The 25,899-nt window shown below is 70.1% G+C and carries 24 protein-coding genes and 2 tRNA genes; 13 read left to right on the top strand and 13 right to left on the bottom strand.

From position 1 onward, the window contains the following. Positions 1 to 20 precede the first annotated feature (20 nt). Positions 21 to 1,142, top strand: coding sequence for an ROK family transcriptional regulator (locus OHT57_RS19560; RefSeq protein WP_443053465.1), 1,122 nt, complete (start codon positions 21 to 23; stop codon positions 1,140 to 1,142). Between the two features lie 113 nt (positions 1,143 to 1,255). Next, on the top strand, positions 1,256 to 1,954 hold the full coding sequence (locus tag OHT57_RS19555; protein WP_328753249.1) for a hypothetical protein: 699 nt from the start codon (positions 1,256 to 1,258) through the stop codon (positions 1,952 to 1,954). 52 nt (positions 1,955 to 2,006) lie between these two features. Here OHT57_RS19555 and OHT57_RS19550 read toward each other — a convergent pair whose 3' ends face one another. Beyond that, positions 2,007 to 2,786: an HAD-IIA family hydrolase gene (locus OHT57_RS19550; RefSeq protein ID WP_328747739.1), complete on the bottom strand. Its 780-nt coding sequence runs from the start codon at positions 2,784 to 2,786 to the stop codon at positions 2,007 to 2,009. A gap of 214 nt (positions 2,787 to 3,000) precedes the next feature. Between OHT57_RS19550 and OHT57_RS19545 the strand changes: the two genes are divergently transcribed. Both OHT57_RS19545 and OHT57_RS19540 read left to right on the top strand, forming a co-directional pair. After that, on the top strand, positions 3,001 to 3,534 hold the full coding sequence (locus OHT57_RS19545) for a hypothetical protein (RefSeq protein ID WP_328747738.1): 534 nt from the start codon (positions 3,001 to 3,003) through the stop codon (positions 3,532 to 3,534). A gap of 6 nt (positions 3,535 to 3,540) precedes the next feature. After that, positions 3,541 to 4,239, top strand: a complete 699-nt coding sequence (locus OHT57_RS19540) for a class F sortase (RefSeq protein ID WP_328747737.1) — start codon at positions 3,541 to 3,543, stop codon at positions 4,237 to 4,239. A gap of 264 nt (positions 4,240 to 4,503) precedes the next feature. Here the strand turns inward: OHT57_RS19540 and OHT57_RS19535 are convergent, their stop codons facing one another. Continuing rightward, on the bottom strand, positions 4,504 to 5,280 hold the full coding sequence (locus OHT57_RS19535) for a GAF and ANTAR domain-containing protein (RefSeq protein WP_328747736.1): 777 nt from the start codon (positions 5,278 to 5,280) through the stop codon (positions 4,504 to 4,506). Positions 5,281 to 5,446: 166 nt separating this feature from the next. On the opposite strand from OHT57_RS19535, the gene OHT57_RS19530 reads away from it, so the two are divergent. After that, complete coding sequence (locus OHT57_RS19530; protein WP_328747735.1) at positions 5,447 to 6,481, top strand: glycoside hydrolase family 6 protein; 1,035 nt, start codon at positions 5,447 to 5,449, stop codon at positions 6,479 to 6,481. 64 nt (positions 6,482 to 6,545) lie between these two features. On the opposite strand, the gene OHT57_RS19525 is transcribed toward OHT57_RS19530, so the two are convergent. The 3 genes from OHT57_RS19525 to OHT57_RS19515 all read right to left on the bottom strand — a co-directional run bounded on the left by OHT57_RS19525 (position 6,546) and on the right by OHT57_RS19515 (position 11,248). Beyond that, a complete protein-coding gene (locus tag OHT57_RS19525) occupies positions 6,546 to 8,483 on the bottom strand; it encodes a kelch motif-containing protein (protein ID WP_328747734.1) in 1,938 nt (645 codons plus the stop codon). Continuing rightward, entirely contained in the window at positions 8,480 to 10,459 is a 1,980-nt protein-coding gene (locus tag OHT57_RS19520; protein ID WP_328747733.1) for a glycosyltransferase family 2 protein, read from the bottom strand. The genes OHT57_RS19525 and OHT57_RS19520 overlap by 4 nt, the downstream gene beginning before the upstream one ends. 715 nt (positions 10,460 to 11,174) lie before the next feature. After that, positions 11,175 to 11,248, bottom strand: a tRNA-Lys gene (locus OHT57_RS19515). A gap of 153 nt (positions 11,249 to 11,401) precedes the next feature. On the opposite strand from OHT57_RS19515, the gene OHT57_RS19510 reads away from it, so the two are divergent. The 5 genes from OHT57_RS19510 (at position 11,402) to OHT57_RS19490 (ending at position 16,774) form a co-directional block, all read left to right on the top strand. Next, positions 11,402 to 12,724, top strand: a complete 1,323-nt coding sequence (locus tag OHT57_RS19510; protein ID WP_328747732.1) for a peptidoglycan-binding protein — start codon at positions 11,402 to 11,404, stop codon at positions 12,722 to 12,724. A 40-nt stretch (positions 12,725 to 12,764) separates the two neighbouring features. Next, positions 12,765 to 13,874, top strand: a complete 1,110-nt coding sequence (locus OHT57_RS19505; RefSeq protein ID WP_328747731.1) for an SPFH domain-containing protein — start codon at positions 12,765 to 12,767, stop codon at positions 13,872 to 13,874. Between the two features lie 97 nt (positions 13,875 to 13,971). Continuing rightward, positions 13,972 to 14,577 carry a lytic polysaccharide monooxygenase auxiliary activity family 9 protein gene (locus tag OHT57_RS19500; RefSeq protein ID WP_328747730.1) on the top strand — a complete coding sequence of 202 codons (606 nt, stop codon included), beginning with the start codon at positions 13,972 to 13,974 and terminating at the stop codon, positions 14,575 to 14,577. A 92-nt stretch (positions 14,578 to 14,669) separates the two neighbouring features. Beyond that, on the top strand, positions 14,670 to 15,125 hold the full coding sequence (locus OHT57_RS19495) for a DUF3592 domain-containing protein (protein ID WP_328747729.1): 456 nt from the start codon (positions 14,670 to 14,672) through the stop codon (positions 15,123 to 15,125). Between the two features lie 26 nt (positions 15,126 to 15,151). Beyond that, positions 15,152 to 16,774 (top strand): AMP-binding protein, encoded by a 1,623-nt coding sequence (locus tag OHT57_RS19490; protein ID WP_328747728.1) that lies wholly within the window; start codon positions 15,152 to 15,154, stop codon positions 16,772 to 16,774. A gap of 102 nt (positions 16,775 to 16,876) precedes the next feature. On the opposite strand, the gene OHT57_RS19485 is transcribed toward OHT57_RS19490, so the two are convergent. From OHT57_RS19485 to ehuB, 6 genes are all read right to left on the bottom strand, one after another. After that, a tRNA-Lys gene (locus OHT57_RS19485) sits at positions 16,877 to 16,950 on the bottom strand. A gap of 166 nt (positions 16,951 to 17,116) precedes the next feature. Then, positions 17,117 to 17,875: an IclR family transcriptional regulator gene (locus OHT57_RS19480; protein ID WP_328747727.1), complete on the bottom strand. Its 759-nt coding sequence runs from the start codon at positions 17,873 to 17,875 to the stop codon at positions 17,117 to 17,119. A gap of 221 nt (positions 17,876 to 18,096) precedes the next feature. Continuing rightward, the gene (gene ehuA, locus OHT57_RS19475) at positions 18,097 to 18,873 is read right to left on the bottom strand and encodes an ectoine/hydroxyectoine ABC transporter ATP-binding protein EhuA (RefSeq protein WP_328747726.1); all 777 of its coding nucleotides are present in this window, start codon (positions 18,871 to 18,873) and stop codon (positions 18,097 to 18,099) included. Between the two features lie 10 nt (positions 18,874 to 18,883). Continuing rightward, a complete protein-coding gene (gene ehuD / locus OHT57_RS19470; protein WP_328747725.1) occupies positions 18,884 to 19,534 on the bottom strand; it encodes an ectoine/hydroxyectoine ABC transporter permease subunit EhuD in 651 nt (216 codons plus the stop codon). After that, positions 19,531 to 20,229, bottom strand: coding sequence for an ectoine/hydroxyectoine ABC transporter permease subunit EhuC (gene ehuC, locus OHT57_RS19465; RefSeq protein WP_328747724.1), 699 nt, complete (start codon positions 20,227 to 20,229; stop codon positions 19,531 to 19,533). The genes ehuD and ehuC overlap by 4 nt, the downstream gene beginning before the upstream one ends. Continuing rightward, a complete protein-coding gene (ehuB, locus tag OHT57_RS19460) occupies positions 20,226 to 21,131 on the bottom strand; it encodes an ectoine/hydroxyectoine ABC transporter substrate-binding protein EhuB (protein WP_328747723.1) in 906 nt (301 codons plus the stop codon). The genes ehuC and ehuB overlap by 4 nt, the downstream gene beginning before the upstream one ends. Positions 21,132 to 21,228: 97 nt before the next feature. Between ehuB and OHT57_RS19455 the strand changes: the two genes are divergently transcribed. Continuing rightward, positions 21,229 to 21,723, top strand: coding sequence for a DUF3830 family protein (locus OHT57_RS19455; RefSeq protein WP_328747721.1), 495 nt, complete (start codon positions 21,229 to 21,231; stop codon positions 21,721 to 21,723). Positions 21,724 to 21,785: 62 nt separating this feature from the next. Here OHT57_RS19455 and OHT57_RS19450 read toward each other — a convergent pair whose 3' ends face one another. Then, entirely contained in the window at positions 21,786 to 23,204 is a 1,419-nt protein-coding gene (locus OHT57_RS19450) for an amidase (protein ID WP_328747720.1), read from the bottom strand. Between the two features lie 20 nt (positions 23,205 to 23,224). Continuing rightward, positions 23,225 to 24,172, bottom strand: coding sequence for a D-2-hydroxyacid dehydrogenase (locus tag OHT57_RS19445; RefSeq protein WP_328747719.1), 948 nt, complete (start codon positions 24,170 to 24,172; stop codon positions 23,225 to 23,227). Between the two features lie 197 nt (positions 24,173 to 24,369). Here OHT57_RS19445 and OHT57_RS19440 point away from each other — a divergent pair, with 197 nt between their 5' ends. Beyond that, entirely contained in the window at positions 24,370 to 25,167 is a 798-nt protein-coding gene (locus OHT57_RS19440) for a maleate cis-trans isomerase family protein (protein ID WP_328747718.1), read from the top strand. Then, positions 25,164 to 25,895, top strand: coding sequence for a maleate cis-trans isomerase family protein (locus OHT57_RS19435; protein WP_328747717.1), 732 nt, complete (start codon positions 25,164 to 25,166; stop codon positions 25,893 to 25,895). Before OHT57_RS19440 ends, OHT57_RS19435 begins: the two co-directional genes overlap by 4 nt. Positions 25,896 to 25,899: the final 4 nt, after the last annotated feature.

Below are 25,899 nucleotides of genomic sequence, written 5' to 3'. Positions count from 1 at the left end.
AAGTGCAAGCGCCGAGGACAATGGTCCGCGTGAACAGGACGAACGGCGGCGTCAACCTCCTGGCCCTGCGCAGCCACAACGCCGCGCTCGTGCTCGACCTGCTCCGGCGGGCGGGCGCCGAGGGGATCAGCCGGCTGGAACTCGCCGAGCGCACGGGACTGACCCCGCAGGCCGTCAGCAAGATCACCGGACGGCTGCGGGACGAGGGCCTCGCGGCACAGGCGGGCCGCCGCGCCTCCACGGGCGGCAAACCGCGAACCGTGCTGCGGCTGGTCCCCGAGGCGGGCCACGCGGTGGGAGTCCACCTGGACCGGGACGCGCTGCGGGCGCTGGTGGTCGACCTCGACGGGTCAGTCGTGGCGGAGCGGTGTGCTCCGCTGGATCTGGGGGCGGGCGCCGAAGCCGTCGTGGGGGAGGTCGGGCAGGCGGTCGAAGAGGTGCTCGGCGGGACCTTCGCCGGGGGTGCCGCCCTCCGCGAGATTCCTTCCCTGCTCGGCGTCGGTGTCGCCCTGCCCGGGCCGCTCGACCATGCGCGGGGCGTCCTGCACCGGGTGACGGGGTTTCCCGAGTGGGACGGCTTCCCCCTCCGCGAGGTGCTGCAGCGCAGGCTGGGGGTGCCGGTCGTGGTGGACAAGGACACGAACGCGGCGGCGCTGGGACTGGCGGCGGCCGGCGAGGGCGGCGGCGGTTCCTTCGCCTATCTGCACCTCGGCACGGGGCTGGGTGCCGGACTCGTGATCGGCGGGGCGGTCCACCGGGGGGGCCGGACGGGGGCGGGGGAGTTCGGGCACCAGGTCGTGCAGCTGGACGGGCCGCCGTGCACCTGCGGGAACCGGGGGTGCATCGAGGCGCTGTGCCTGGGCGCGATGACCCGTCAGGACGCGGAGGAGGCGGCCCGGGTGCTGGGCGCGGGTGCCGCGAACCTCGTCGGCCTGCTGGACATCGACCTCGTACTGCTGGGCGGCCGTACCGTCACCGCGACACCGGACGTGTTCGTACGGGGTGTCGCCGCCGCACTGGCGGAGCGCGCCCGGGGCGAGCACGCCGTACCGGTACGGCTCGCGCCCGGCGGTGCTCGCGCGGTCGCGCAGGGGGCGGCCCAGCTGCTGCTGGGTCCCTTGTTCGGGAGGCCCGACGGCTGAGGGGAAGGGAACTGCGGCGGTCGGCCGATCGGGGGGTCTCCGGGGCCGTTCGAGGGGGCCGAGCGGAATGGCGGCGCTGTCAGGCCGCCCCCGTCCAGCATGGTCATGTGTTCATGCGACTGTGTACGCCTGTCAACGTCAGCCTCGCAGCGGCAGCCGCCCTCCTCACCGCGCCCATGCCGCGCGCGCACGCCGAACCCGGCCCCGACGGGCACGGATTCCCGATCACCACCCGGATCCACGGCGGCCCGGACACCTACGCCGCCGGCGGCGGCCCCGGCACCTGGTACCTGGACCTCACCAACACCACCGGCCGCACTCGCACGGACATCCACCCCGTCGTCGTCCTCGTCGACGACAAGAGCGCACTCGAACCGTCCCAGGCCCGTCTGGAGTTCTACGACGGCGCCCGCCCCCACCCCGTCCGCTTCGAGGAGACCGACGCGCACGAACTCGTCGGCGCCTTCGACGACGGCTTCCCCGGCTTCACCGTCGCCGCCGGCAGGACACTCACCGTGAAGGTCCGGCTCGGCATCACCGCGGACGCCGTACCGAACGGTGTCACCGCCGCCGCGGCCGTCGTACAGCGCCACACGGACGACGGGGACTGGGTCGGCCAGTCGAACGACTACCGGTTCGGCATCGACATCGAACCGGACCGCACCCCGGCCCCCGGAACCAGTGACGCCCCGCTGCCCTTCGCCGACGAACTCGCCCGCACCGGCCTCGGCGCGTCCGGCGTCGCGATGGCCGCCACCGTCGCCCTCCTCGTCACCGGCAGCGCGATCCTGCTGGCACGGAGGCGCCGCTGACCCGGCCGCGACACCCTCCGCACCGAGGGGACGCGACCGTCAGACGCGGCCGTCAGACGCGGTCCACCAGGTCCGCGATGGAGTCCACGACCTTCGTCGGCCGGTACGGGTACCGGTCGACGTCGGCCCTGCTCGTCAGCCCGGTCAGCACGAGGAAGGTCTCCATCCCGGCCTCCAGCCCGGCCAGGACGTCCGTGTCCATACGGTCGCCGATCATCGCGCTGGTCTCCGAGTGCGCGCCGATGGTGTTCAGCGCGGTCCGCATCATCAGCGGGTTGGGCTTGCCGACGAAGTACGGCTCCTTGCCGGTCGCCTTGGTGATCAGTGCGGCGACGGACCCGGTCGCCGGAAGCGCGCCCTCGGGGGAGGGGCCGGTGTTGTCGGGGTTGGTGGCGATGAAACGGGCGCCGTTGTTGATCAGCCGGATGGCCTTGGTCAACGCCTCGAAGGAGTACGTGCGGGTCTCGCCCAGGATCACGAAGTCGGGGTCGGAGTCGGTCAACACGTACCCGGCGTCGTGCAGCGCCGTGGTCAGGCCCGCCTCCCCGATCACATAGGCGGTTCCGCCGGGATGCTGGTTGTCCAGAAAAGTCGCCGTGGCCAGGGCGGAGGTCCAGATGTTCTCCGCCGGGACGTCCAGGCCGATCCGGTTCAGCCGGGCGTGCAGATCACGCGCGGTGTAGATCGAGTTGTTCGTCAGCACCAGAAACGGGCGCCCCGAATCCCGCAGCTTCTTGATGAAGGCGTCCGCGCCCGGCACCGGGACGCCCTCGTGCATCAGCACCCCGTCCATGTCGGTGAGCCACGATTCGATGGGCTTGCGATCAGTCATGGGCGCGGGCTCCTGGTGCATGCGTACGTGTGAGACGACCCATGCTATGCAGTCGCCCCACAGCGGCAACGGCCGTGCCAGGGCATCTCGACCCGCGGTCACCTCCCCACACCGCGGCCCCCGGACACCGCGACCCGAGTGGAGCAGTACCGGACCGCCCCGGGATGCGGAACCGGGCTCCCCGGGGGATTCTCCAGATACCTGGAGGTTCACGATGGGTTCCCTACGTCTCACTCTCTGTACGGCGGTCCTGGCCGTCGCCGCCTTCACCCCGGTCGCTCAGGCCGCGAACGGCGGCAGCGTCTCGGTGACCCCGTCGTCCCCCGCGCCCGGCGCCGACCTCGCCCTGCGGGTCACCGGCTGCGCGGGGAAGACGGCCACCGCCGCCTCGGCCGCGTTCGTCGCGGACGCCCGGTTGACGGGGGCCGGCGGCAGCCTCGCCGGCGAGACCCGCGTCCGCTCCTCGATCGCGCCCGGCTCGTACGACGTGAAGATCACCTGCGCCGACTTCGAGGTGAAGGGCAGGATCACGGTCGTCGCGGACAAGAGCGCCACCCCCACCGCCCCCGCGTCCCCCGCCGCACCCGTGAACGCGGGCGGCGGCTGGACCGCCACCCACCTCTCCGCCATGCAGCCCCGCGCCACCGGCCCCGGCACCGGGCACGCGGTGACCGGTCTGGTGCTCGCCGGGGTCGCGGCTGTGGCCGTCGTGCTGCGGAGCAGCCGCCGGAGCCGCAGGACGGACTGACCGGCGATGTCCGACCGCTTCTCGGACCAGGGCGGCGAACCCGCGGGAGGGGACCGTGTGTCCGGCAGCGGACGCCTGCTGACCGGCGTGGCCTGGGCCATGCTGCTGCTCGGGCTGTGGCTGTGGGGCCGAGAGGTGAGCGACCTGCGGCACGGCGGGTCCGCACCGACCACGGGTGACGTGGCCGCCGTCGGCCGCCCACCGGACCTCGAACTCCCGCCCCCGGCAAGGCCGTTGAGGCAGGCGCGACCGCAGCGCCTGGACATCCCGGATCTCGGCGTGCAGGCGCCGGTGGTGGCCCGTGGCCTGGACGCGCGGGGCGCCCCGGACCCGCCGCCCTTCGACCAGCCCGGGGTCGTCGGCTGGTACGCGGCCGGCGCGAAACCGGGGGCCGCCGGGACCGCGCTGATGGTGGGCCACGTCGACACCGCGACCCGGCGCGCGGTCTTCTACAAGCTCAGCGCCCTCAAGCCCGGCGAGAGAGTCCGGGTGGTCCGCGACGACGGCAAGGTCGCCGAGTTCACCGTCGACGACGTCCAGGTCCTCACCCGCGACCGCTTCGACGCCCGAAGGGCCTACGGACAGCGCACGCCGGGACGGGCCGAACTGCGGCTGATCACCTGCGGCGGCACCTTCGACCGGACGAGCCGCAGCTACACGGCGAACGTCGTCGTCTCCGCGTATCTGACCGGCACCGGCCACTAGGAAACGCGCCCCGGTACCTGGCCCGGTCGGCGACCCGCTCCCCCCGGAAGCCGCCGACCGGGCCGGTCCTCGACCGCGCGCGCTCGGGTTGCGGGAGTAACCCGGCGAGGCGCGGGAGGCATGGAGGCTCGGTGGTCATGACTGCGGCCAGGGGCTGGGGCCGTATGGGACGACTGTAGAACGGATGAACGCCTGGGCCTAGAGGCTGTTGACGCCAAGTCCCAGGCTGTGGCTCTCCGTCATATGTCCTGGTCGTCCCGGGTTCTACGCGGGTCCGTCGGCGCTTACGTCGAGCTCGCGGCGCAGTTCGGCGTCGTCCGCGACGCCCTCGATGACCGCGCTCGCCACCCGGTCCAGCGGGAGCCGGTGCCGTCGCGCGTACTGCCTGAGCGCCACGAACGCCTGGTCGGGGCGGATTGCCCAGCGCTCGGCGAGCACGCCCTTGGCCTGCTCGATGCGGACCCTGCTGGACAGGGCCTCCTGCAACTGCCCGGACAGGGTGCGGTACTGGTCGCAGGTGCGGCGGTTCTGCAGGCCGAGGGCGGCGGCGTCGGCGAGCGCCTGGGCGAGGTGGACCTCGGGCGCGACCTCGGCCGGTGTGTCGTCGGGCAGCGTCGGCACGAACACGTTGAGGGCGCCGAACAGGGTGTCGTGGCGGCGCAGCGGGACCGCGTAGGTCGTCACGATGTCGTGCCGCAGCGCCCGTTCGGTGAAGTCGGGCCAGCGGGCGCTCGCGTGGGCGACCCGGATGGAGACGGGCGGCACGGGCCTTCCCGAGCCGTAACTGTCCACACAGGGACCGCCGCCGCGCTGCGCCGCCAGCAGCTCCAGCGCCACGTCCTCGTGCCGGCTGCTGGCGGCCAGTGACACCGACCGGCCCCCGTCGATCAGCATCACCCCGGCCGCCCAGGCGTCCAGTAACTCCACACAGTGGTCGGACACCCGTTGTAAGTACCGTGGTGCCTCGAAGCCTTCGTCGAGAGTGTCCGCCGCCGCGACCAGTGCTGAGGCCAGCCGTATCTCCCTGGTGGTGTCCTGCATCTGAGAAGCACTCCCCTTCATGGACGAGCGCCCCCCTGCAGACGCGCACCTACCCCCGACCTTCGGTGCTGTAACAGCTCCTGGACAAGGCTCCGGCGATCTCGTGGGCGACTCGACCGGTGTGTCACGATTGGGACTTGGCATGGTGCACCCAGGGGGGAAATGGATGTACGTCAGCAGGGGGGCCAGGAGGGGGACCCGTGCAGGGGCTTCCGCGGCGGTGCTGGGGGCGGCACTGCTGCTCGCCGCATGTTCGTCGCCGGGCGACGGGACGGGCGACGGCGACAAGACGAGTGCCGCGATCACCCAACAGCCCAAGGAGGCCGACCCGTTCTGGGTCAACCCCGCGGGCAACGCGGCCAAGCAGGTCGCCGCATATGTGAAGAGCGGCCAGGGCGACAAGGCCGAGCAGATCCGCAAGATCGCCCAGCAGCCCACCGGTGAGTGGATCGGCCCGGAGAACCCGGAGCAGGAGGCGCGCGGTTTCACCGAGGCCGCCGACAAGGCGGGCCGTACGGCTCTCCTGGTCCTCTACAACATCCCGCACCGCGACTGCGGCCAGTACTCCCAGGGCGGCGCCGCCGACGGCAATGCCTACCGGACCTGGATCGACGGTGTGGCGGCGGGCATCGGCGACCGCTCGGCGACGGTGATCCTCGAACCGGACGCTGTTCTGCACCTGGTCGACGGCTGCACCAAGGACGAGTTCCACGAGGAGCGCTACGACCTGCTCACCGGCGCCATCGAGAAGCTCAAGTCCCTGACGAACACGAAGGTCTACCTGGACGCGGGCAACGCGGGCTGGGGCCACCCCGCCGAGATCTTCGAGCCCCTCAAGTGGGCCGGCATCGCCAAGGCCGACGGCTTCTCGGTGAACGTCTCCAACTTCTACTCCACCAAGGACTCCATCACCTACGGCAAGCAGCTCTCCTCCAAGGTCGGCAACAAGCACTTCGTCATCGACACCAGCCGCAACGGCAACGGCCCGTACAAGGACGGCGACGAGAACGAACGCTGGTGCAACCCACCGGGCCGGGCGCTCGGCGAGACTCCGACGGCGAAGACGGCGGACTCCCTGGTGGACGCCTACCTGTGGGTCAAGAGGCCCGGCGAATCGGACGGCGAGTGCAAAGGCGGCCCGAAGGCGGGCCAGTGGTGGCCCGACTACGCGATGAAGCTGGCGAAAGCCTCAACACCCTAGGGGTGCGGGGAACTGCGCGACCGGCCACAGCGCTCCCGCACCCGAAAGGCATCCCGCGGGAGCGCTACGGCACCCGCACCCACTGGGCCTTCGACGGCGTTCCTTGGTCATCGTCGACGAACAGCATGTACCACCCCGACTGCACCAGATTCTTGTTCTCCGGCACCGTCACCTTCACCTTGTCCCCGGACACCGTGAACTTCAGCTCGACGGACCGCTGATCGACGTCGGTCACATGTGTCGACGCACTGGGCCGGATCAACCGCACCTTCTTGATCACCGAGGCCTGCGGAGACGTGAACGTCCCCGACCCGCCCCGGGCGATCGTCTGCGGACCCCCGGACAGCGACGGCCGGGAATCCCGGTACAGATAGGGCGGCGTGTAGATCTCGATGCGCTGCTCGAAGACACCCGGCTTGGTGTTCGCCTTGTCGCCGTACAACGAGTCCGACCCGAAGAACATCACCCGCCCGTCCGGCAGCAGCAGCGACCCGGAGTGGTAGTTGCGCCCCACCAGGGGATCGGCCACCGACTCGAAGGAGTTCGTGTCCGGGTGGTAGAGCCGGGCCTGGAGGATGTTGGAGTCACCGCGACCCCGGTAGTCCTCCGCCCCCCCGGACACCAGCACGCTGTCGTCGGGAAGGATCGATGCCTGCGCATACCGCGTGCCCTTCTCCAGCGTCGGTCCGTCCACGAATCTCGGACCGGCCGCCTTCATGTCCACGATCCGCGTCCGGTTGCTGGACAGCGCCGACTCACCGACCCCGCCGCCCCCGATCACCATGAACTTCTCGTCCTGCGCCGGTGGCAGCAGCACGGTTGCGGAGGTCTCCATCCTGTTGGCGTCGCTGAGCCCGGGGATCTTCGTGAACTTGTTGCTCTCCACGTCCCAGATGCCCGGCACACGGCCCACGTTGTCCGGCCCGTACCCCGCGTTCGACCCCGAGTAGAAGACCTTGCCGTTCTGCATGAGGAACAGTGCCGGGTAGGTCGGGAACTGGCGGGTGGTCGGCAGATACGTCCACCTCCTGGTCTTCGGGTCGAAGACCTCGTTCTTGCCCGGCACCAGCTGACCGATGTCGTCGAGCCCGGAGACACTGAGGATCTTCCCGTCGCTCAGGGTGGTGAGCGTCGGATACCAGCGGGCCTCCTTCATCGGGTCGACCTTGATGTACTTCTCGGCGACCGGGTCGAACTCGAAGGCGTCCCGGATCCCCTGGAAGTCCTTCTTGTCGAGGGCGAGCTTCTGCGCGATGCCGTAGGTGTTGCGGGCCTCGGTCCCGGTCAGCCCCTGGATCCGGTAGTTGTCCTGCGTACCGGTCTCGTACTTGGCGCCGCTCCGCTGCGCCTCGACATAGATACGCCCGAGGCCCGGATCGTTGCGCAGGAATCTCCCGGTCTGCTTGTCGAAGACCTTCGTGGCCCGCTCCACGACCACCGGGTCCTTCGACACGAAGGTCTTGCCGCCCTCCTTGCCGGTGAACTTGGTGCCCGCAGGCAGGGTGATCGGCCGGTCCGGGTTCTCGTTGTGGACGATCATCAGGCCGCCGGCCTTGGTGACGTCACCCTTGAGCTTCTCGTACCGCTTGGTGCCGCCGGCGATCAGCAGATTGCCGTTCGCCAGCTGGGTGTGCCCCGTGCAGAACAGGTCCTTGGGCGTCGGCACCTTCTTGATGGTGCCCTTGACCGGGTCCCAGATCCGGGTGTCGAACCTCTTCGCGTCGAAGTTGTCCTGGTTGTTGCCCGAACCCGCCACCAGCAGCACCTTCCCGGTGCGCAGCAGCGCCGCGTGGATGGTGTTCTGCCGGTACTTCTCGGGGAAGTCGACGATCTCCCACTTGCCGTTGTCGGCTTTGTACTCCGGTTTGTTGATCTGGTACTGGTGGTATTTTCCGGTCCCGAAGCGGTACAGCCACGGCCCGTTCATTCCGGCCAGCGCGAGTACCACCGCCGTACCGATCGCGAGCCGACGGACGCGGCGGCGGCCTGCACGGTCGTTCATTCCTTACGTCCCCCAAGTCCACCGAGGGCGATCTGCATCGTCTGGTCGTTGCCCTCGTCGCGCGTGTTCGAGTCGGCCCAGGTCGGCTTGTGGGCCGGGGCGTGCTGCGTCGGCAGCGGCTGCGGCTGGTACTGCGGCTGAGCCGGCACCTGAGCCGGGACCACGGCCGCCGGAGGCCCGGCCGCCGCCTTCTTCTTCGCCTGCCGCAGCATGTGCCGCCAGGTGAGGATCGGCGTCGCGGTGATCAGCATGGCGAAGATCGCCCAGGTGATCATGGCGGGGTGCGAGTGCCCGAGGACGAGGCCGGCGCCGATCGAGCCACCGAAGATCGCGATGAAGTACCAGTGGTACCGGAAGGTCGCGAACCAGCGGTCGGGGCTGGCCGAGTCGCCCTTCGGCGTGACGACGAACTTGCTCTTGCGCCGCAGCAGCGCGTCGACCAGCGCCTTCGCGTACAGCGGGGCGGACAGCGCCGACATCACCATGCCGGCGACACCACCGGAACCCTCGGGCTCGTGCGGCGAGACGTTGTGCCGGCGGTTCCAGATGTACAGGCCGATCTGGAGCGCGGAGGCGTTGCCGTAGAGCATCAGCCACACGGTCGGGTCGATGTTCACACCCGAGGCGCCCAGACCCAGGAACAGTGCGCAACTCAGGGCCGCGAGGATCCAGTTGAGAGCGGACATCGGGTAGAAGATGATCATCATCGTGTAGTTGAAGAGCCGGCTCGGCGGCAGCGAGTACCAGCCCTTCCAGTACTGCTTGAGGATCGTCTCGTACGTCCCGCGCGACCAGCGCATCTGCTGAGTGAAGAAGTCGGTCCAGGCGCTGGGCCCCTCACCGACCGCGAGCACGTCCGGGGTGTAGACCGAGCGCCACTTGTGGCCGGTGGCCGGGTTCTTGTGGCGGTGCATCTCGAAACCGGTCGCCATGTCCTCGGTGATCGAGTCGTACAGCCCGCCGATCTGCTGGAGCGCCTTGATCCGTACGGCGTTGGACGTGCCCACGAACATCGGGGAGCCGTACTTGTTCCCGGCGCGCTGGATCAGCGCGTGGAAGAGGAACTGCTGGGACTCGGCGGCCTTGGTGACGAAGTTGTCGTAGTTGCCGTATACCTGCGGGCCGATCACGAAGCCGATGTCCGGGTCGCGGAAGAAGCCGAGCATCCGCTCCAGGTAGTTGGGCAGCGGCACGTGGTCGGTGTCCACGGAGGCGAAGTAGTCGTAGTGGTCGCCGTGCGCGTCCAGCCAGGCGTTGTAGTTGCCGTGCTTGGTCCTGGCGCGGTGCGGGCCCTTGGGCCGGTTCCACTTCTCGACACCCTTGCGGGAGAAGTGGTGCACGCCGAGCCGGGCGCACACCTCCTTGACCGCCGGGTCGTCGCCCTCGTCCAGGAGCCAGACGTGCAGGAGGCCGCGGTGACGGATCTTCACCGCGGCTTCCAGTGTTCTCGTCACCATCTCCAGCGGCTCCTTGCCGGGCACGAAGGAGGTGAGGAAGGCGACTCTGGTGCCGGTCTCGGGCACGACGGGCACCGGGTCGCGGGCGACCAGGGTGGCGTGCGCGTTGGACAGCACGTTCATGCAGCGGAAGAACTCGATCAGGCCGATCGAGACGAGCATCACGATGTCCAGCGCCGGCAGCCAGGAGAAGGCCGGGTAGTCGCGCTCGGTCCAGTGCTCGGGCTGCAGCAGCCAGGCCAGCAGGACCAGCGAGAGCAGCGGTGCGGCGGCGAGCATCAGGGCGACCCGGATGCGGTGCGGCTCCTGCGAGAGCAGCGAGCGGTACTGGACCTTGTAGGGCTTGCCCGGGTCGGGCTGTGTGAGGGGACCTGCCAGTCTGCTGTAGTGCTCGTAGTCGTATTTCGGAAGCGTCTTCTTTATCCGGCCCAGTGCGCCGGTCCGATGCGATGGCAGTCTGAGCTGCGCGGTTTCGGACGGGTCGAAGTTCTGCCGGGCGCCCGTCGGCGTCGACGTCATGAGTCATCCCCCCACACGCGGATCAACCGCGTGTCGTCGGTTCCTTACGACTGCTCTGGTCCCCCTCGACCTTCACAGGCGTATCAGTGGTGGGCCGCAGTCACCACAATCTTCACAGCTGTAGACAGGTAACCGCGCCCTTCCGGTTGCAGACGCCCCCCTCGGCGTCCTCGTCAACGGGGCCCCCTTTTCCCCGCAAGACCGGCAACCGGCTCCTTGCCCCCCAACTGCCGCGTATACGCAGCATCTTGAAATCCAGGGTTCTACGGTGCTCATCATGATCGCAAGATGCGAAACGCGGTGTTTACCGGTCATACGCGTTCAATGTGGCGCCTGTCATACAAGAAGGCCCCCCGGTCGAGCGAGGGACCTCACCTGTCCGTGCGCCGCCAGGGCCTCGAACCGCGGTCCGGCTGGTGCCGTGACGTTCGGGAGTCCCCCCGGATCCCCGGCCGTCTGTGCCGAGCCGGCGGTCGCCCCGCCGTGTCGAAGCGGCTCCCGGAAACATGGCAGGCCCCCCGCTTTCGCGGGAGGCCTGTCGATGTCTGTGCGCCGCCAGGGACTCGAACCCCGGACCCGCTGATGCTGTGTCTTTCCGGGGGATGACCCCCGGACCCCCAGCCGCCTGTGCGGGGCTGTTGTTTGCTCGGTCGGCCGAAGCGACTCGCCTCAACGTCGAAGGCCCCCCGTTTCCACGGGGGGCCTTCGGTGTCTGTGCGCCGCCAGGGACTCGAACCCCGGACCCGCTGATTAAGAGTCAGCTGCTCTAACCAACTGAGCTAGCGGCGCTTGCTGACCTGCGCAACTGTACCGGACGCCGAGGGGTGCTCCGGGTCGCCGTACATCATTCGGACCGTCAGCATGCGCGTCGGGGCGACAGTTGAGAAACTGGTGAATGTGCACAGTTGCGGACATTTCGACCTGGAGTGTGAGGGGCGTCGCATGGAGACTCCGGTATTCGAGGACATCGACCCCGCGGACGACTGCGACTGCCCCGGATGCGTCCACTGGCGGCGCGTTCTCCCGCGGTCGACCGGCGGCCACCCGGCCGCCGCCCGGGCCCTGATCCTCGCCGCCGCGGCCTCCACCGCCCTCGGTGCGATGCATGCGGCCCCGGCCTTCGCCGCCCCCCACATCCCCTCCCGTCCGGGCGTTCCCGCAGGTGACGAACCCGACACCCCGCAGGGCCGCAAGACCCCGCTGCACGGTCCCGGCGGACGGCCGGCGATCATCAAGGCGCCGGTCACCACCCGTGCCGACATCATCAGGCGAGCCAAACTCTGGGTCGCCGCGAAGGTGCCGTACAGCATGTCCGCGTACTGGGGCGACGGCTACCGGCAGGACTGCTCGGGCTTCGTGTCCATGGCCTGGAACCTGCCGGGCAACGAGTGGACGGGCAGCCTCGACCAGTACGGGGTGCGGATCGCCAAGGACGACCTCCAGCCCGGCGACATGCTGCTCTTCCACAACCCGGACAACCCGCAGAGCGGCTCCCACGTCGTCCTCTTCGGCGGCTGGACGGACTACACGCACACCTACTACCTCGCCTACGAGGAGACCCGCCCAAGCGCCCGCAAGCAGGCCACCCCGTACGCCTACTGGAGCAACTCGGCCCGGTACGTCGCCTACCGGTACAAGGGCCTGGCGGGCAGTACGGCGGGCGGCGAACCGGGCACCACCGCACCGGGCACCACCCAACCCGACACCGCCAAGCCCGAGGCGCCGGAGGCGACGCCCTATCCGGGGGCCGCCTACTTCGGTCCCGGGGCCAACAACAAGTACGTCACCCAGCTCGGCCGCATGCTCGTGAAGCGCGGCGCCGGGCGCTCCTACACCTCCGGTCCCGGCCCCCGCTGGACGGACGCGGACCGCAGGGCCACCCAGGCGTTCCAGCAGGCGCAGGGCTGGCGGGGCGACGACGCGGACGGGCTGCCCGGGGCGCAGACCTGGACGCTGCTGATCACCGGCGGCGGCAAGGACGTCGGCGCGGGTGCTGCGGGACCGCAGGCTCCCTCCTCGCACGGCGTCCCCGGCTATCCGGGCCGCGCGATGTTCCGGCCCGGCGCGAGAAACGAGTACGTCACCCGGCTCGGCGGGCAGCTGGTCAAGAAGGGATTCGGCAAGTACTACACGAGCGACCCGGGGCCGCGCTGGGGCGAGCCGGACCGGCGAGCCGTCGAGGCGTTCCAGCGCGCCCAGGGCTGGCGCGGCGGCGCGGCGGACGGCTACCCGGGACCGGAGACCTGGCGGCGGCTCTTCTCGTAACCACCTGTTGTGACATCTGGCGCGGAGGCTGGAGACACGCATGAGCACGACCACTTCACCCACACCTGAGCCCGAGGGGCACGCACGCCCCGCGCGGCTCATCCAGAACGAGGCGACCACCGAGATCCCGATCCATCTGCTGTTCCGCGACGACCCCGACCCGGTGTCGGTGCCGTTGAGGCCCGCGGTGGTGGCGCGCCGGCAGGGCACGGGGGAGCAGCCCCGGCTGCGCAGGCCCGCTCAGGTCACCCCGCGCCCCGCCCCCGACGTCGACCCCGAACTGACCGAGCGCCCCGCACGGGTGCTGCCGGGCTCGGTGGGTGTCCTCGCCGGCGCCTGCGGACTGGCCGGATGCGCGGTCACCTCGTGGTGGGCGGGCGTGCTGCCGCCGCTCGCCCTGCAGGCGCTGCGGCTGCCGTGGTACGCGGGAGCGGGCCTCGGTCCGGCGCAGTGGGCGGCGTACGCCGGGGCCGGCGCCCTCGGCCTGTTCGGCTTCGGCGGACTGGCCCGGGGCCGGACCGGGCGGGCCTGGGTGCTCGGACTGTTCGGCCGCTACCGCGGGACCGTCCGGCGCACCGGCCTGATGTGGGTCAATCCGCTGCTGCTGCGCCGCCGGGTCGACGTACGGCTGCGGCACTGGCGCGGCGAGCCGATGTCCGCCGCCGACGCGAGCGGGGTCGCGCTGCGGGTCGTCGTCCTGGTGGTGTGGCGGGTGCGGGACACCGCGCGGGCCACGCTGGGCGTCGACGACCACGAGACGTATCTGCGCGAGTGTGTGGAGGCCGCGCTGGCCAGGGTTCCGGTGGAGGCGCCGGGATCCGGCCGCGGCTCGGCCGACGCGGCCGGAGAGGCGCTGACCCGGCTGGTGGCCGCGGAGACCGCGCCCGTCGGCGTCGAGGTGTTCTCGGTCCAGCCGCTGCGCATCGAGTACGCCCCCGAGGTCGCCGCCGCGATGCACCGGCGTCGCATCGCCGCGCTGGACGCCCAGCACCGGGCCACCATGCTGACGTCGGTCGTGGACTCGGTGGAGGACACGGTGACCCGGCTGACCATGCGGGGCCTGGTGGAGATGGACGACTACGAACGCAAGGCGCTGGTCAAGGACCTGACGGTGGCGTTCTGTTCGGGGCGGGGAGAGACAGGCCAGTGATTGGTCTGGACATGCTCAAGTAACGGCAATAATCTGGGACTTGGTCTAGACCTGTACGCCTCACGGAACATCCCCCACGTTCTCCAGGAGCGGCAGCATGCGCAAAAAGACCAAGTGGTACGCCGCCGCGCTCGGGCTCACGACGACGGGCGCGCTGGTGCTCTCGTCCGGCGGTGCGAGCGGCCACGGCTACACCGACCTCCCCATCAGCAGGCAGAAGCTCTGCCAGAACGGCACCGTGACGAACTGCGGCGACATCCAGTGGGAGCCGCAGAGCGTCGAGGGCCCCAAGGGCTTCCCGGCCGCAGGCCCGGCCGACGGTCAGATATGCAACGGCGGCGCGAGCCGCTTCAGTCAGCTCAGCGCGCCGAGGACGCCGTCGGGCACCGCCTGGCCGACGACAAAGGTGACGGGAGGTCAGAGCTACACGTTCCGCTGGCAGTTCACCGCCATGCACGCCACGACCGACTTCAAGTACTACGTCACCAGGGCGGGTTGGAACCAGAACCACAACCTGGCCCGCTCCGACCTCAACCTCACCCCGTTCCTGACCGTCCCCTACAACGGTCAGCGTCCACCGGCGACCCTCTCGCACAGCGGCACCCTGCCGTCCGGGCTCAGCGGACGGCACGTCATCGTCGCGGTGTGGACGGTCGCCGACACGACGAACGCGTTCTACGCCTGCTCGGACGTGGCTTTCTGAGCATTGCTTTCTGAGCATTGCTTGAGGCAGTCCAGACTTCCCCCGGGGTAGGTTCCCCCACACAAGCAGTACCTGACCTCGGGGGATGCGCCATGGATGCCTTCTTCTACATCATTCCCGTCCTGATCATGGCCGGAGCCCTCTTCGGCGCCTACCGCGTGGTGCGGCAATGGCTCCAGATGCGCAAGGCGTGGAACAGCGGACTGACGGCCGAGGCGCGCTGCCTCAAGATGTTCACCACGGTCCACGGCGGCGCCAACGACACGTCGGTGCGCACCACCGTCCACCACGTGTACGAGTTCACGGCCCGCGACGGCCGCGCCGTCCGCTTCGAGGAGGAGGACGGCCCGGCGACCAGGCTGGAGGGCGACTTCGTCACCGTGTACTACGCGGAGGGCGCGGACGTGGTCGCCACGGCCCAGGAACCCCGCCGCGCCAAGCACGCGGCGGCCACCTTCGGTGTCCTGGCCTTCCTCGGCGTGATCGTGGCCTTCTGCGTCGGCTTCATGGTCACCTTCACCGAGATGAACTCGTCTCTCCACATCTGACGGTCCGTCAACTACCGTGCGCCTCCATGGACTCCAGGAGGCGCACGGTCGCAGAGCTCGTCGCCGGCCGGTGGGACGACCACCGTCCCGGGCTGTGGTTCGAGGGGCGGGCGCACACCCACCATGAGATGGCCGCGGGCGCCGCCGCCCGGGCGGCCCTGCTCACCGACCTGCTGCCACCGGGCGCCCATATCGGCGTCCTCCTCGACAACACCCCTGAATACCCCCTGTGGTTGAGTGCGGCCGCGCTCTCCCGCGCCGCCGTCGCCGGTATCAACCCCACCCGCCGGGGACCCGAACTCGCCCGCGACATCCTGCACACCGAATGCCGCCTGCTGATCACCGAACCGTCCCAACTCCCTTTGCTGCGCGGCCTGGACCTGCCCGGCGTCCGCCTGCTGGTGACCGGCACCGACGAATACGACACCCTGCTCGCGCCCTACGCCGGCGCCGAACCGGACGCCTCCCGCGCCGCCCCCGACGACCGACTCCTCCTCTACTTCACCTCCGGCTCGACCGGCGCCCCCAAGGCCGCGCTCTGCTCCCAGGGCCGGCTGGCCGCCGCCGGGCGCTCGCTGGCCGACCAGTTCCGGCTCGGTCCGGACGGCGTGCACTACGTCTGCATGCCGATGTTCCACGGCAACGCGGTGATCGCCGACTGGGCGCCCGCGCTGGCGAGCGGGGCGGGCGTCGCGCTCAGGCGGCGGTTCTCGGCGTCGGGGTTCCTGGCGGACGTACGGGAGTACGGGGCGACGTACTTCACCTATGTCGGCCGGGCGATCCAGTACGTCCTGGCCACCGAGCTGCGCGAGGACGACCGGGACAACCCGCTGCGGCTCGGCTTCGGCACCGAGGCCGGTGCGGTGGACGCGGCCGCGTTCGAGCGGCGGTTCGGGGTGCGGCTGGTCGAGGGGTACGGGTCCTCCGAGGGCGGGGCGGCGATCCAGTGGGCGCCCGGCACCCCGGAGGGCGCGGTCGGACGGGCGGGGCCAGGGCTCGCCGTACTGCATCAGGAGACGCGAGCGGAGTGCCCGCCCGCCGTCCTCGACACGGCCGGGCGGCTGCTGAACGGGGACGAGGCGATCGGGGAGCTGGTGAACAAGGGGCCGAACCCCTTCGAGGGGTACTGGCGGAACGCGGCGGCGGAGGCCGAGCGGCTCCGGGACGGCTGGTACTGGACCGGCGACCTCTTCTACCGCGACGCCGACGACTACCTCTACTTCGCCGGGCGCACCGACGACCGGCTCCGCGTCGACAGCGAGAACCTGGCCGCCGCGATGATCGAGAACATCCTCGCGCGGTACGAGGGGGCGGTGGCCGTCGCCGTGTACGCGGTGCCCGATCCGGTGACCGGGGATCAGGTGATGGCGACGATCGCCGGGACCTTCGAGCCGGTGGCCTTCGCGGACTTCCTGGCCGCCCAGCCCGATCTCGGGACGAAGATGGCGCCCCGGTTGGTGCGGGTGGTGGAGCACATGCCGGTCACCGCGACCAACAAGATCCACCGGGCACGGCTGCGGAAGGAAGGGGTGCGATGCGCCGACCCGGTGTGGTGGCTACCGCCGGGCGAACGGACGTACCGGAGGCTGGGAGACGCCGAAGGCCCTTCACCGGTGCGCCGCCAGGGACTCGAACCCCGGACCCGCTGATGCTGTGTCTTCTGGGGGGCGACCCCCAGACCCCCAGCCGCCCCCGCGGTGCTGTGGGGAACGCGGAAGGGCCCCTCGCTCCCACGAGAGGCCCTTCACCGGTGCGCCGCCAGGGACTCGAACCCCGGACCCGCTGATTAAGAGTCAGCTGCTCTAACCAACTGAGCTAGCGGCGCATGACTCTCGCCGTCCGCGCTGTGGCGGTTGGCGACAGAGAAAATACTACCCGGTTGCAGGGGGTGCTTCCGACCACCGCGGGGCTGTGTCGATGGGTGGTTTTGTCGCGTGGGCGCGGCCGGTCCACGCGGGGCCGCGGGCGACGGACGGCCTCCTGTTCCGCTCCTAGATCGCCAGCGACAGGAGGACCGGTGTCGCGCCTCTGTTCAACCGGTCCGTCGCCTGGCGGAGCCGATGCGCCTGGTCGATCGGGAGGGACAGGGCCAGACAGCCCACCGACGAACCTGCCGTGATCGGGACCGCCGCGCACACCGTGCCCACCGCGTACTCCTGCAGGTCGAGGTGGGGGACCGTCGGCGGCTGGGCCTCCAGGCGGGAGAGCAGCAGCCTGTCGTTGGTGATGGTCCGGGAGGTGAGGCGGGTCATGCGGTGTCGGGAGAGGTGGTCGCGGCGGCCGTTGTGGTCGAGCTGGCTTAGCAGGCTCTTGCCGAGGGCCGTGGCGTGCGCGGAGGAACGGAAGTCCACCCACTCGTTGACCGCGGGGGTCGCGGGGCCGTCGGCGTACTGGGCGATGGTGACCTCGCCGTCGACGTACCGGCTGATGTAGATCGCCGCGCCGATCGAGTCGCGCAGTTCGTCGAGGGTGCGCTGGAGCTGGTCGCGCAGGGCCTGGTCGCGTTCCTGGGTGGAGCTGAGCCTGGTCAGGGCCTCGCCCGTGACATACGCGCCGTCGGCGACCTGGGCGACGTATCCCTCTCGGCGCAGCATCCTCAGGAGCGCGGTCAGCCGCTCGGGGTCCAGACCGGTGGTGCGGGCGAGTTCGACGTCGGTGACTCCGGCGGAGTGCCGCGCCACCGTCTCCAGGACGCGCAGTGCGTCCTGGGCCGAGTGGTACGGCGCGGTCGGCTCGTGCTTCAGCGCCACGGTGTTTCCCCCTGCGGCTCGCTCGGTGCACTACTACTGGGCAGTAATCCGAAAAGCGATCCCTTCCACGATAGCCGTCAAAGGGCTGGTAGTGAGCGGGTGTTGACGAGATTCAGGCCCCGGCCCGGGCCTCTCAACAGGGGCGCTGACACGCTGGCATATGCCAGCGGCACCACCCGAGCCGGGGACCTCGAAGATTGAACTTCGTTCACTTCTTGTGGTCAGAGAACCGCGCTGAGAAATTCCCGGGTCCGGTCCTGCTCGGGGTCGCTGAAGATCTTCTCCGGGGCGCCCGACTCGATGATGCGCCCGGCGTCGAACATCAGGACCTGGTCGGAGATGTCCCGCGCGAAGTTCATCTCGTGGGTCACACAGAGCATCGTGATGTCGGTGGTGCGGGCGATGTCCCGCAGCACGTCGAGTACGCCCGCGACCAGCTCCGGGTCGAGCGCCGAGGTCACCTCGTCGAGCAGCAGTACCTGCGGCCGCATGGCCAGCGCCCGCGCGATCGCCACCCGCTGCTGCTGCCCGCCGGACAGCTGGGTCGGCTGGGCCCCGGCCTTGTCGGCGAGGCCCACCAGGTCGAGCAGCTCACGCGCGCGTGCCTCCGCCTCGTCCTTGGGCAGGCCGAGCACGGTGACGGGCGCCTCGGTGATGTTCCTGAGCACCGACATGTTCGGGAACAGGTTGAACTGCTGGAAGACCATCCCGATCTTCTTCCGCACCTCGCGGAGCTGCTTCTCCGGTGCCGGGAACAACTGCTGCCCGTCGACGGAGACCGTGCCCTCGTCGGGCTCGGTCAGCGTCATCAGCATCCGCAGGATCGTGGTCTTGCCGGACCCGGAGGGACCGATCAGCGTCACGTGCTTGCCGGAGTCCACGGAGAAGTCCAGCCGGTCCAGGACCGTGTTCGACCCGAAGCGCTTGGTCACGTTCTCGAAGCGGATGAGCTCGCTGCCGTCCACCGGCGGGTTGGTGTTGGCGTCGGGTTCCTTCATGAGAGGGGTGTCAGCGGACAAGACGTCGCTCCAGGGATCGCAGAAGAAGGGAGGCCAGATAGGAGATGACGATGAAGGCCACGCCGATCACGGTCAGGGGCTCGGTGAACTGGAAGTGCTGCTGCGAGTACAGCCGCGCCTCGCCGAGCATCTCCAGGACCGTGATCACCATCAGCAGCGGCGTGTCCTTGAGCATCGAGATCACGTAGTTGCCGAGGGCCGGCACGACCCGGCGGATCGCCTGCGGCAGGATCACCACCTGCCAGGTCCGCATCCGCGGCAGGTTCAGCGCCGTCGCCGCCTCCCACTGGCCGGCGGGCACCGCCTCGATACCGGCGCGGTAGACCTGCATGGTGTACGTCGAGTAGTGCAGCCCGATCCCGATGACACCGGTGGCCAGCGCCGAGAGGGTCACACCCCACTCGGGCAGCACATAGAAGAGGAAGAACAGCTGGACCAGCAGCGGGGTGTTGCGCACGAACTCCGTGACCACCCCGACCGGCCAGCGCACGAACCGCGACGGCGCGCGCATCAGCAGCGCCCACACCAGCCCGAGCGCGAAAGAGATCAGCGAGCCCAGCGCGAGGGCCTGCAGGGTGACCAGCAGCCCGTCCCAGAACTGCGGCATGAAGTCGCTTACGGCACTCCAGTCCCATGTCATCCGACACCACCTCCGACAGGCTGGGGCACCTTGACCTCACGCGTGGGTTCCTTGCCGACCCCCGCCTTGAGCTTCTTCTCCAGACCGCGCATCAACCGGGTCAGCAGGAACGCGATCACGAAGTAGATGAGCAGCAGATACGTGTAGATCCCGGCGCTCTCCTGGAGGGCGAGCCGTACCAGGTTGCCGCTGAACGCCAGGTCGCCCATGCCCATCACGGACACCAGCGCGGTGCCCTTGAGCAGTTCGATCAGCAGGTTGGAGAACGGAGGGATCATCTCCGGCACCGCCTGCGGCAGCAGGATCAGCCGCATCCGCTGCCAGGGTGTGAAGCTCAGCGCGATCCCGCCCTCCTGCTGCGCCGGATCGACCGCCTTGAGCGCCCCGCGCACGATCTCCGAGCCGTACGCCCCGTAGGTCAGCCCGAGTGCGAGCGTGCCTGCCCACATCGGCACCAGCTGCCAGCCGAAGGCCGGGGGCAGCACGAAGAACACCCAGAAGATCATCACCAGCGCGGACGTCCCGCGGAACACCTCGGTGTAGAAGCCCGCGAGGAAGCGGACGATCCACAGCCGGTGGGTGCGCGCGACGCCGACCACGAAGGACACGGCGGCGGCGAGCAGTGAGCTGAAGACCAGCAGCTGGACGGTGGTCCAGATGCCCTTGAGGACCAGTTCCCAGAGTCCGGTTGTCATCCGCCGCACAACTCCTTCGCCGTGAGGTCGGTCATCTCGGCCTCTGTGAAGCCGAAGGGCTTGAGGATCCTCAGCACCTCCCCGCTCTTCTTCAGCTTGTGCAGCTCGACGTTGAAGGCGTCCCGCAGGTTTGTCTCGGTCGGCCGGAACGCGAAGGCGCCGCCGTCGAGGTGCGGCTTGCCGTCCACGATCGCGGAGAACGGCTTGGTCGCCTCCGCCTTGCGGGACTTCGTCACCACGGCACGGGTGGTGACGGCGGTCCCGGCGAACACGTCGACGCGGCCGGCCTCCACGGCGTTCAGTCCCGCCACCTGGTCAGGGACGAGCAGGATGTCGCTCCTCCTGTACCCCGCGTCGATGACGTACTGGATCTGCGCGTTACCCGTCGCGGTGCTGAACCTCGCCTTCTTCCTGACGACGTCCTCGTAGTTGTGCAGACCCAGCGGATTCCCCTTCCGCACGACGAAGGAGTCCTGGATCTGATAGTCGGGGTCGGCGAAGATGACCTGCTCGCAGCGCTCGGGGGTCACGTACATCCCGGCGGCCACGACGTCGAACTGCTGCGACTTGAGCCCCGGGATGAGCGAGCCGAACTCGGTCGGCACGGGCTGCACCCGGTCCACCCCGAGCCGCTTGAAAACGACCCTCGCGAGTTCGGGTGCCTCCCCGGTCAGTTCGCCGTTCCTGTCGATGTATCCGAAGGGGATCTCACCCGCGATTCCCAGCCGTACGACACCTGCCGCGCGCAGCCGGCCGAGCAGGTCGCCGCCTCCCGTGGCCGAGGCGGTGGCCACGCGTGAGCAGCCGGCCGCGCCCAGCGCGCCGAGCGCCGCTACCCCCGCGAGCAGCGATCGGCGGGTGGTCCCGGATTTCTTTTCGCCATGTTCCAGTGGTGGAGCCATGGCGGCGCGGCTACCCGACCGGATGCGACTTATGCAGGCCGATTTGAGCCCCGTTCCGTGCCGACGCCCTCTTGACCGGCGGGGCACCATGGAATGCATGGCTGACCGATACATCGAAGTCTCGCTGGTCAAGCGGGGGATCACCGCCACGGCAAAGCTCCTCGACGACCGGGCGCCGGTCACCTGCGGGGCTGTGTGGGACGCACTCCCGCTAACCGGTGACGTCTATCACGCAAAGTACGCACGCAATGAGATCTACGCCCTTTTCCCGCCTTTCGCGGAAACGGAACCACCGCTGGAGAATCCGACAGTTACTCCGATTCCCGGAGATCTCTGTTATTTCTCCTTCGCGGGTGCCCAACTCGGCACGGCGTCCCACGGCTATGACCGCGAGGTTCCCGCCGGCACGACCCTGGTCGACCTGGCCCTGTTCTATGAGCGCAACAACCTGCTCCTGAACGGCGATGTGGGCTGGGTGCCGGGCATCGTGTGGGGGCAGGTGGTGGACGGCCTGGAGGAACTGGCCGACGGTTGCAACGATCTGTGGCGGACGGGGGCGATCGGAGAAACGCTGAGCTTCCGCCGGGCGTGACGCCCCGGGACCGGAGCCCAGCCGTGGGTGAGGGGCGGCCCCTGCGGGACGCGGCTCGTCGCCTACCTTGCTCGTGGAGTCCGGCCGGGGATCGTGGTCGCCGCGGCGCCCCCGCTCTCGTACAGGCTGTGCGCCGCCCGTAGTACCAGGTCGTCCCGATGGCGGGCGGCCACGATCTGCAGTCCGACCGGCAGGCCGTCGCCGTCGGTTCCCACCGGGACGGACGCGGCGGGCTGCTGCGTCATGTTGAAGGGGTACGTGAAGGGCGTCCAGCCCGTCCAGCGGTGGTGCCCCGAGCCCTTCGGGACCTCGGTGCCCGCCTCGAACGCGGTGATCGGGAGGGTCGGGGTGACCAGCAGGTCGTAGGAGTCGTGGAAACGGCCCATCCGGCGGCCGAGTTCCATCCGGACGTCCACCGCGGCGAGGTAGTCCAGCGCACTCATGCGTGCCCCCGAACCGCAGATCCCCCGGAGACCCGGGTCCAGCAACTCCCGCTGGTGCGGCCCGAGATGCTGCGTGACGCGGGCCGCCCCGCTGAACCACAGGGTGTGGAAGGCATCCACCGGATCGGCGAAGTCGGGGTCGGCCTCGGTGACGTACGCGCCGAGTTCGGCGAGGCGTTCCACGGCACGGCGGACCGCGGCCGCGACCCCGGGCTGCACCGCCACCTGGCCGCCGAGGGACGGGGAGTACGCGACCCGCAGGCCCCGCACCCCGCCCCGCAGGGCCGCCGTGTACGGGCCGGCTGCCGGACCCAGCGCCGACCAGTCGCGGGAGTCCGGCGCCGCGATCACGTCGAGCAGCAGGGCCGCGTCCGCCGCGTCGCGGGCCATCGGACCCACGTGCGCGAGGGTCCCGAAGGCACTCGCCGGGTAGAGCGGCACCCGGCCGTACGTCGGCTTCAGGGCGAAGATCCCGCAGAACGCGGCCGGGATCCGGACACTGCCCCCACCGTCCGTGCCCAGCGCGAGCGGCCCCGCACCGAGCGCCACGGCCGCCGCGGCGCCCCCGCTGGAGCCGCCCGCGGTGCGCGTCGGGTCGTGGGGATTGCGGGTCACGCCGGACAACGGCGAGTCCGTGACGCCCTTCCAGCCGAACTCCGGGGTCGTGGTCTTGCCGAGGAGGACGGCGCCCTGCTCGCGCAGCCGGGCGACGGACGGGGCGTCCTCATCCCAACTGCCGCTCTCGGAGATTGTTTTGGAGCCCTTGAGTGTCGGGGCGCCGCGCATCAGCAGAATGTCCTTCACCGTGACCGGTACGCCGTCCACCGCGCCGGAGGGCTCCCCGCGCCGCCACCGGTCGGCCGACACGCGGGCCTGCGTCAAGGCCTCCTCACCGGTCACGCGCACGAAGGCGTTCACCTCCGGCTGGATCCGCTCGGCCCGTTCCAGGGCCGCCCGGGTCGCTTCGACGGGGCTGAACTCGCCCTTGCGGTAACCCTCGACGAGTTGTACGGCGGTCAGTTCGGTGAGGTCCTGCATGTGTGCCCCTCCGTCGACGTTCAGTGCCCTGGCACGTACCCGCGTTGCTTGTCGACCACGTTCGACAGCGCTCGGCCCGCCTCCCAGCGGTCGTACAACTCCACGAACTGGGTGCCGAGTTCATCACGCCAGCCGATCGTGTCGCCGCTCATGTGCGGGGACACGATCAGCCCCGGGACCTGCCACAACGGGCTGCCGGGCGGCAGGGGTTCGGTGTCGAAGACGTCGAGGGCGGCGCCGGCGATCCACCGCTTGGACACCGCCTCCACCAGTGCGTCCTCGACGACCAGCTGACCCCGGCCGATGTTGATGAACCGTGCGGAGGGCTGCATCATGCCGAACCGGCGGGCGTCGAACATGCCGTGCGTCTCCGAGGTGAGCGGAGCGGCCGCGATCACCCAGTCGGCGCGGGCCATCAGCCGGTCGAGGTCGTCGGGGCCGTGGATCCCGGTGCGGGAGCGGCGCCCGACCAGGGCGGTGGTGATGCCCAGCGCCTTGAGGGTGCTCACGATCGCCCGCCCGATGGGCCCGGAACCGACCACGCACGCACGGGTGCCGGCGACCCGCTGGGACTCGCGGTGCCGCCACACGCCTTCGCGCTGCAGCTCCAGGGTCCGGGGCAGGTCCTTGGCCATCGTGAGGACCAGCGCGGCCACGTATTCGGCGATCGGCTGGTCGAAGACACCGCGGGCGTTGGTCACCCTCGTGTCGGAGGCGACGAGTTCGGGGCACATCAGGTGGTCCACGCCCGCGCTCGCCGTGTGCACCCAGCCCGGTCGCGAGCCCTCGCCCGGCCACGCGTCCCGCACCGCGGTCGACGTGAAGTCCCAGACCAGCAGCACGTCGGCGACCGGCAGCCGCTCGGCGAGCCCGGCCCCGTCCGTGTGCAGGATCCGGGCCCTGCCGGTGAGTCTCCCGAGGCGCGGCGGGGGGTCTGCGTCAAGGACCAGAAGAACGGGGACGGACATCGAGGCACCGTTTCTACGGATTTTCGCGGGGTTGCCGGGTGTCTGACGTGGGCGGGAACACCGGCGGTGACACCGGTGTGACGTGTGCGTGACATGGGCGGATTGACCACGCTCGCACCCGAACCTACCTTCGTCAACACGGGCGTTGAGCACGTTCCGCTGTCCCACCGTCTCTCACCGTGAGGCCGGTCTCTGCCATGGACGTTTCCTTTCTGGGTGGTCCGCGCCCTCAGCGCGGTGTCGGTGTCGTCGCCCCCTTCGACTTCGCGCTCGACCGCGAACTGTGGCGCTGGGTCCCCGACGAGATCTCGCTCCATCTGACCCGCACGCCGTACGTCCCCGTCGAGGTCAGCCTCGACCTGGCCCGCCTGGTCAGCGAGCACGAGACCCTGCACGAGGCGGTGCGCACACTCCACGCCATCGCCCCCGAGGTCGTGGCCTACGCCTGCACCTCCGGCAGCTTCGTCGGCGGGATCGCCGGCGAGCGGGCCATGTGCGCGGCCATGACCACGGCGGGTGCGGTCCCGTCCCTGACCACCTCGGGCGCCCTGCTGGACGCGCTCGCCGAGCTCGACGTGGGGCGAGTGGCGCTGGTGACGCCGTACACGGTGTCGGTGACCCGGTCGCTGGAGGCGTACGTCGCCGAGGCGGGCGTGGCGGTCACCGGGTGCGCCTACATGGGCCTGACCCGGCACATCTGGAAGGTGCCGTACCGCCAGGTCTCCGAGATGGCGCACAAGGCCGTACGGCACGACGCCCAGGCGCTGTTCATCAGCTGCACCAACCTGCCGACCTACGACGTCATCCCGCAACTGGAGGCGGAACTGCGCATCCCGGTGATCTCGGCCAACCAGGTGACGATGTGGGCGGCACTGCGCCGACTGGGTACCCGAGCGGTGGGACCGTACCAGGCGCTGATCGACCCGGCGGCGAGGAGCGGCCCCGTACGCCCCGTACTGCCGGACGAAGAACCGCAGCAGGAAGGCTGGACATGACCGCACTCGGATTCCTCTACCCGGGCCACTCCGCGGAGGACGACTACCCGCGCATCGAACAGCTGCTGGGCAGCGACATCCGCCTGGACGTGGTCCATACCGACATCGGCACCGACGCCCACCGCGTGGACGCGCTCCTGGAGATGGGCTCGGCCGAACGGCTCGCCGCGGGCGTCGAGGAACTGCGCATGTCAGGTGCCGAGTCCATCGTCTGGGCCTGCACCAGCGGCAGTTTCGTGCACGGCTGGGAGGGCGCCCAGGAGCAGGTGCGCACCCTTGCCCGTACGGCAGGAATGGCCGCCTCCTCCACCTCGTTCGCCTTCGTCCACGCAGCCCAGGAGATCGGGGCCGGGCGGGTGGCGGTCGCGGCGACCTACCCGGACGACGTGGCGGACCTGTTCGCGCAGTTCCTGCGGGCCGGCGGAGTGGAGGTCCTCCAGGTCCACGGAGCCGGGATCATCACGGCGGCGGAGGTCGGCACCTGGGGGGAGGAGGAGGTCTTCGCACTGGCCCGGGCAGCCGACTCCCCGGACGCCGTGGCGGTCCTCCTCCCGGACACCGCCCTCCACACGGCGACCCATATCCCGGCCCTGGAGAAGGAACTCGGCAAGCCGGTCCTCACCGCGAACCAGGTCACCGTCTGGGAGGCCCTGCGCCTGACGGACCGCAGGGTGAACGCCCCCGCGCTGGGCGCGCTGTTCACCAGGGAGCCGGTCGTCCAGGTCTGAGATG

The organism is Streptomyces sp. NBC_00285, from assembly GCF_036174265.1.
GTDB lineage: Bacteria > Actinomycetota > Actinomycetes > Streptomycetales > Streptomycetaceae > Streptomyces.
Note: the sequence above shows the minus strand (reverse complement) of the source record. Positions and strands in the feature narration are given on the sequence as shown.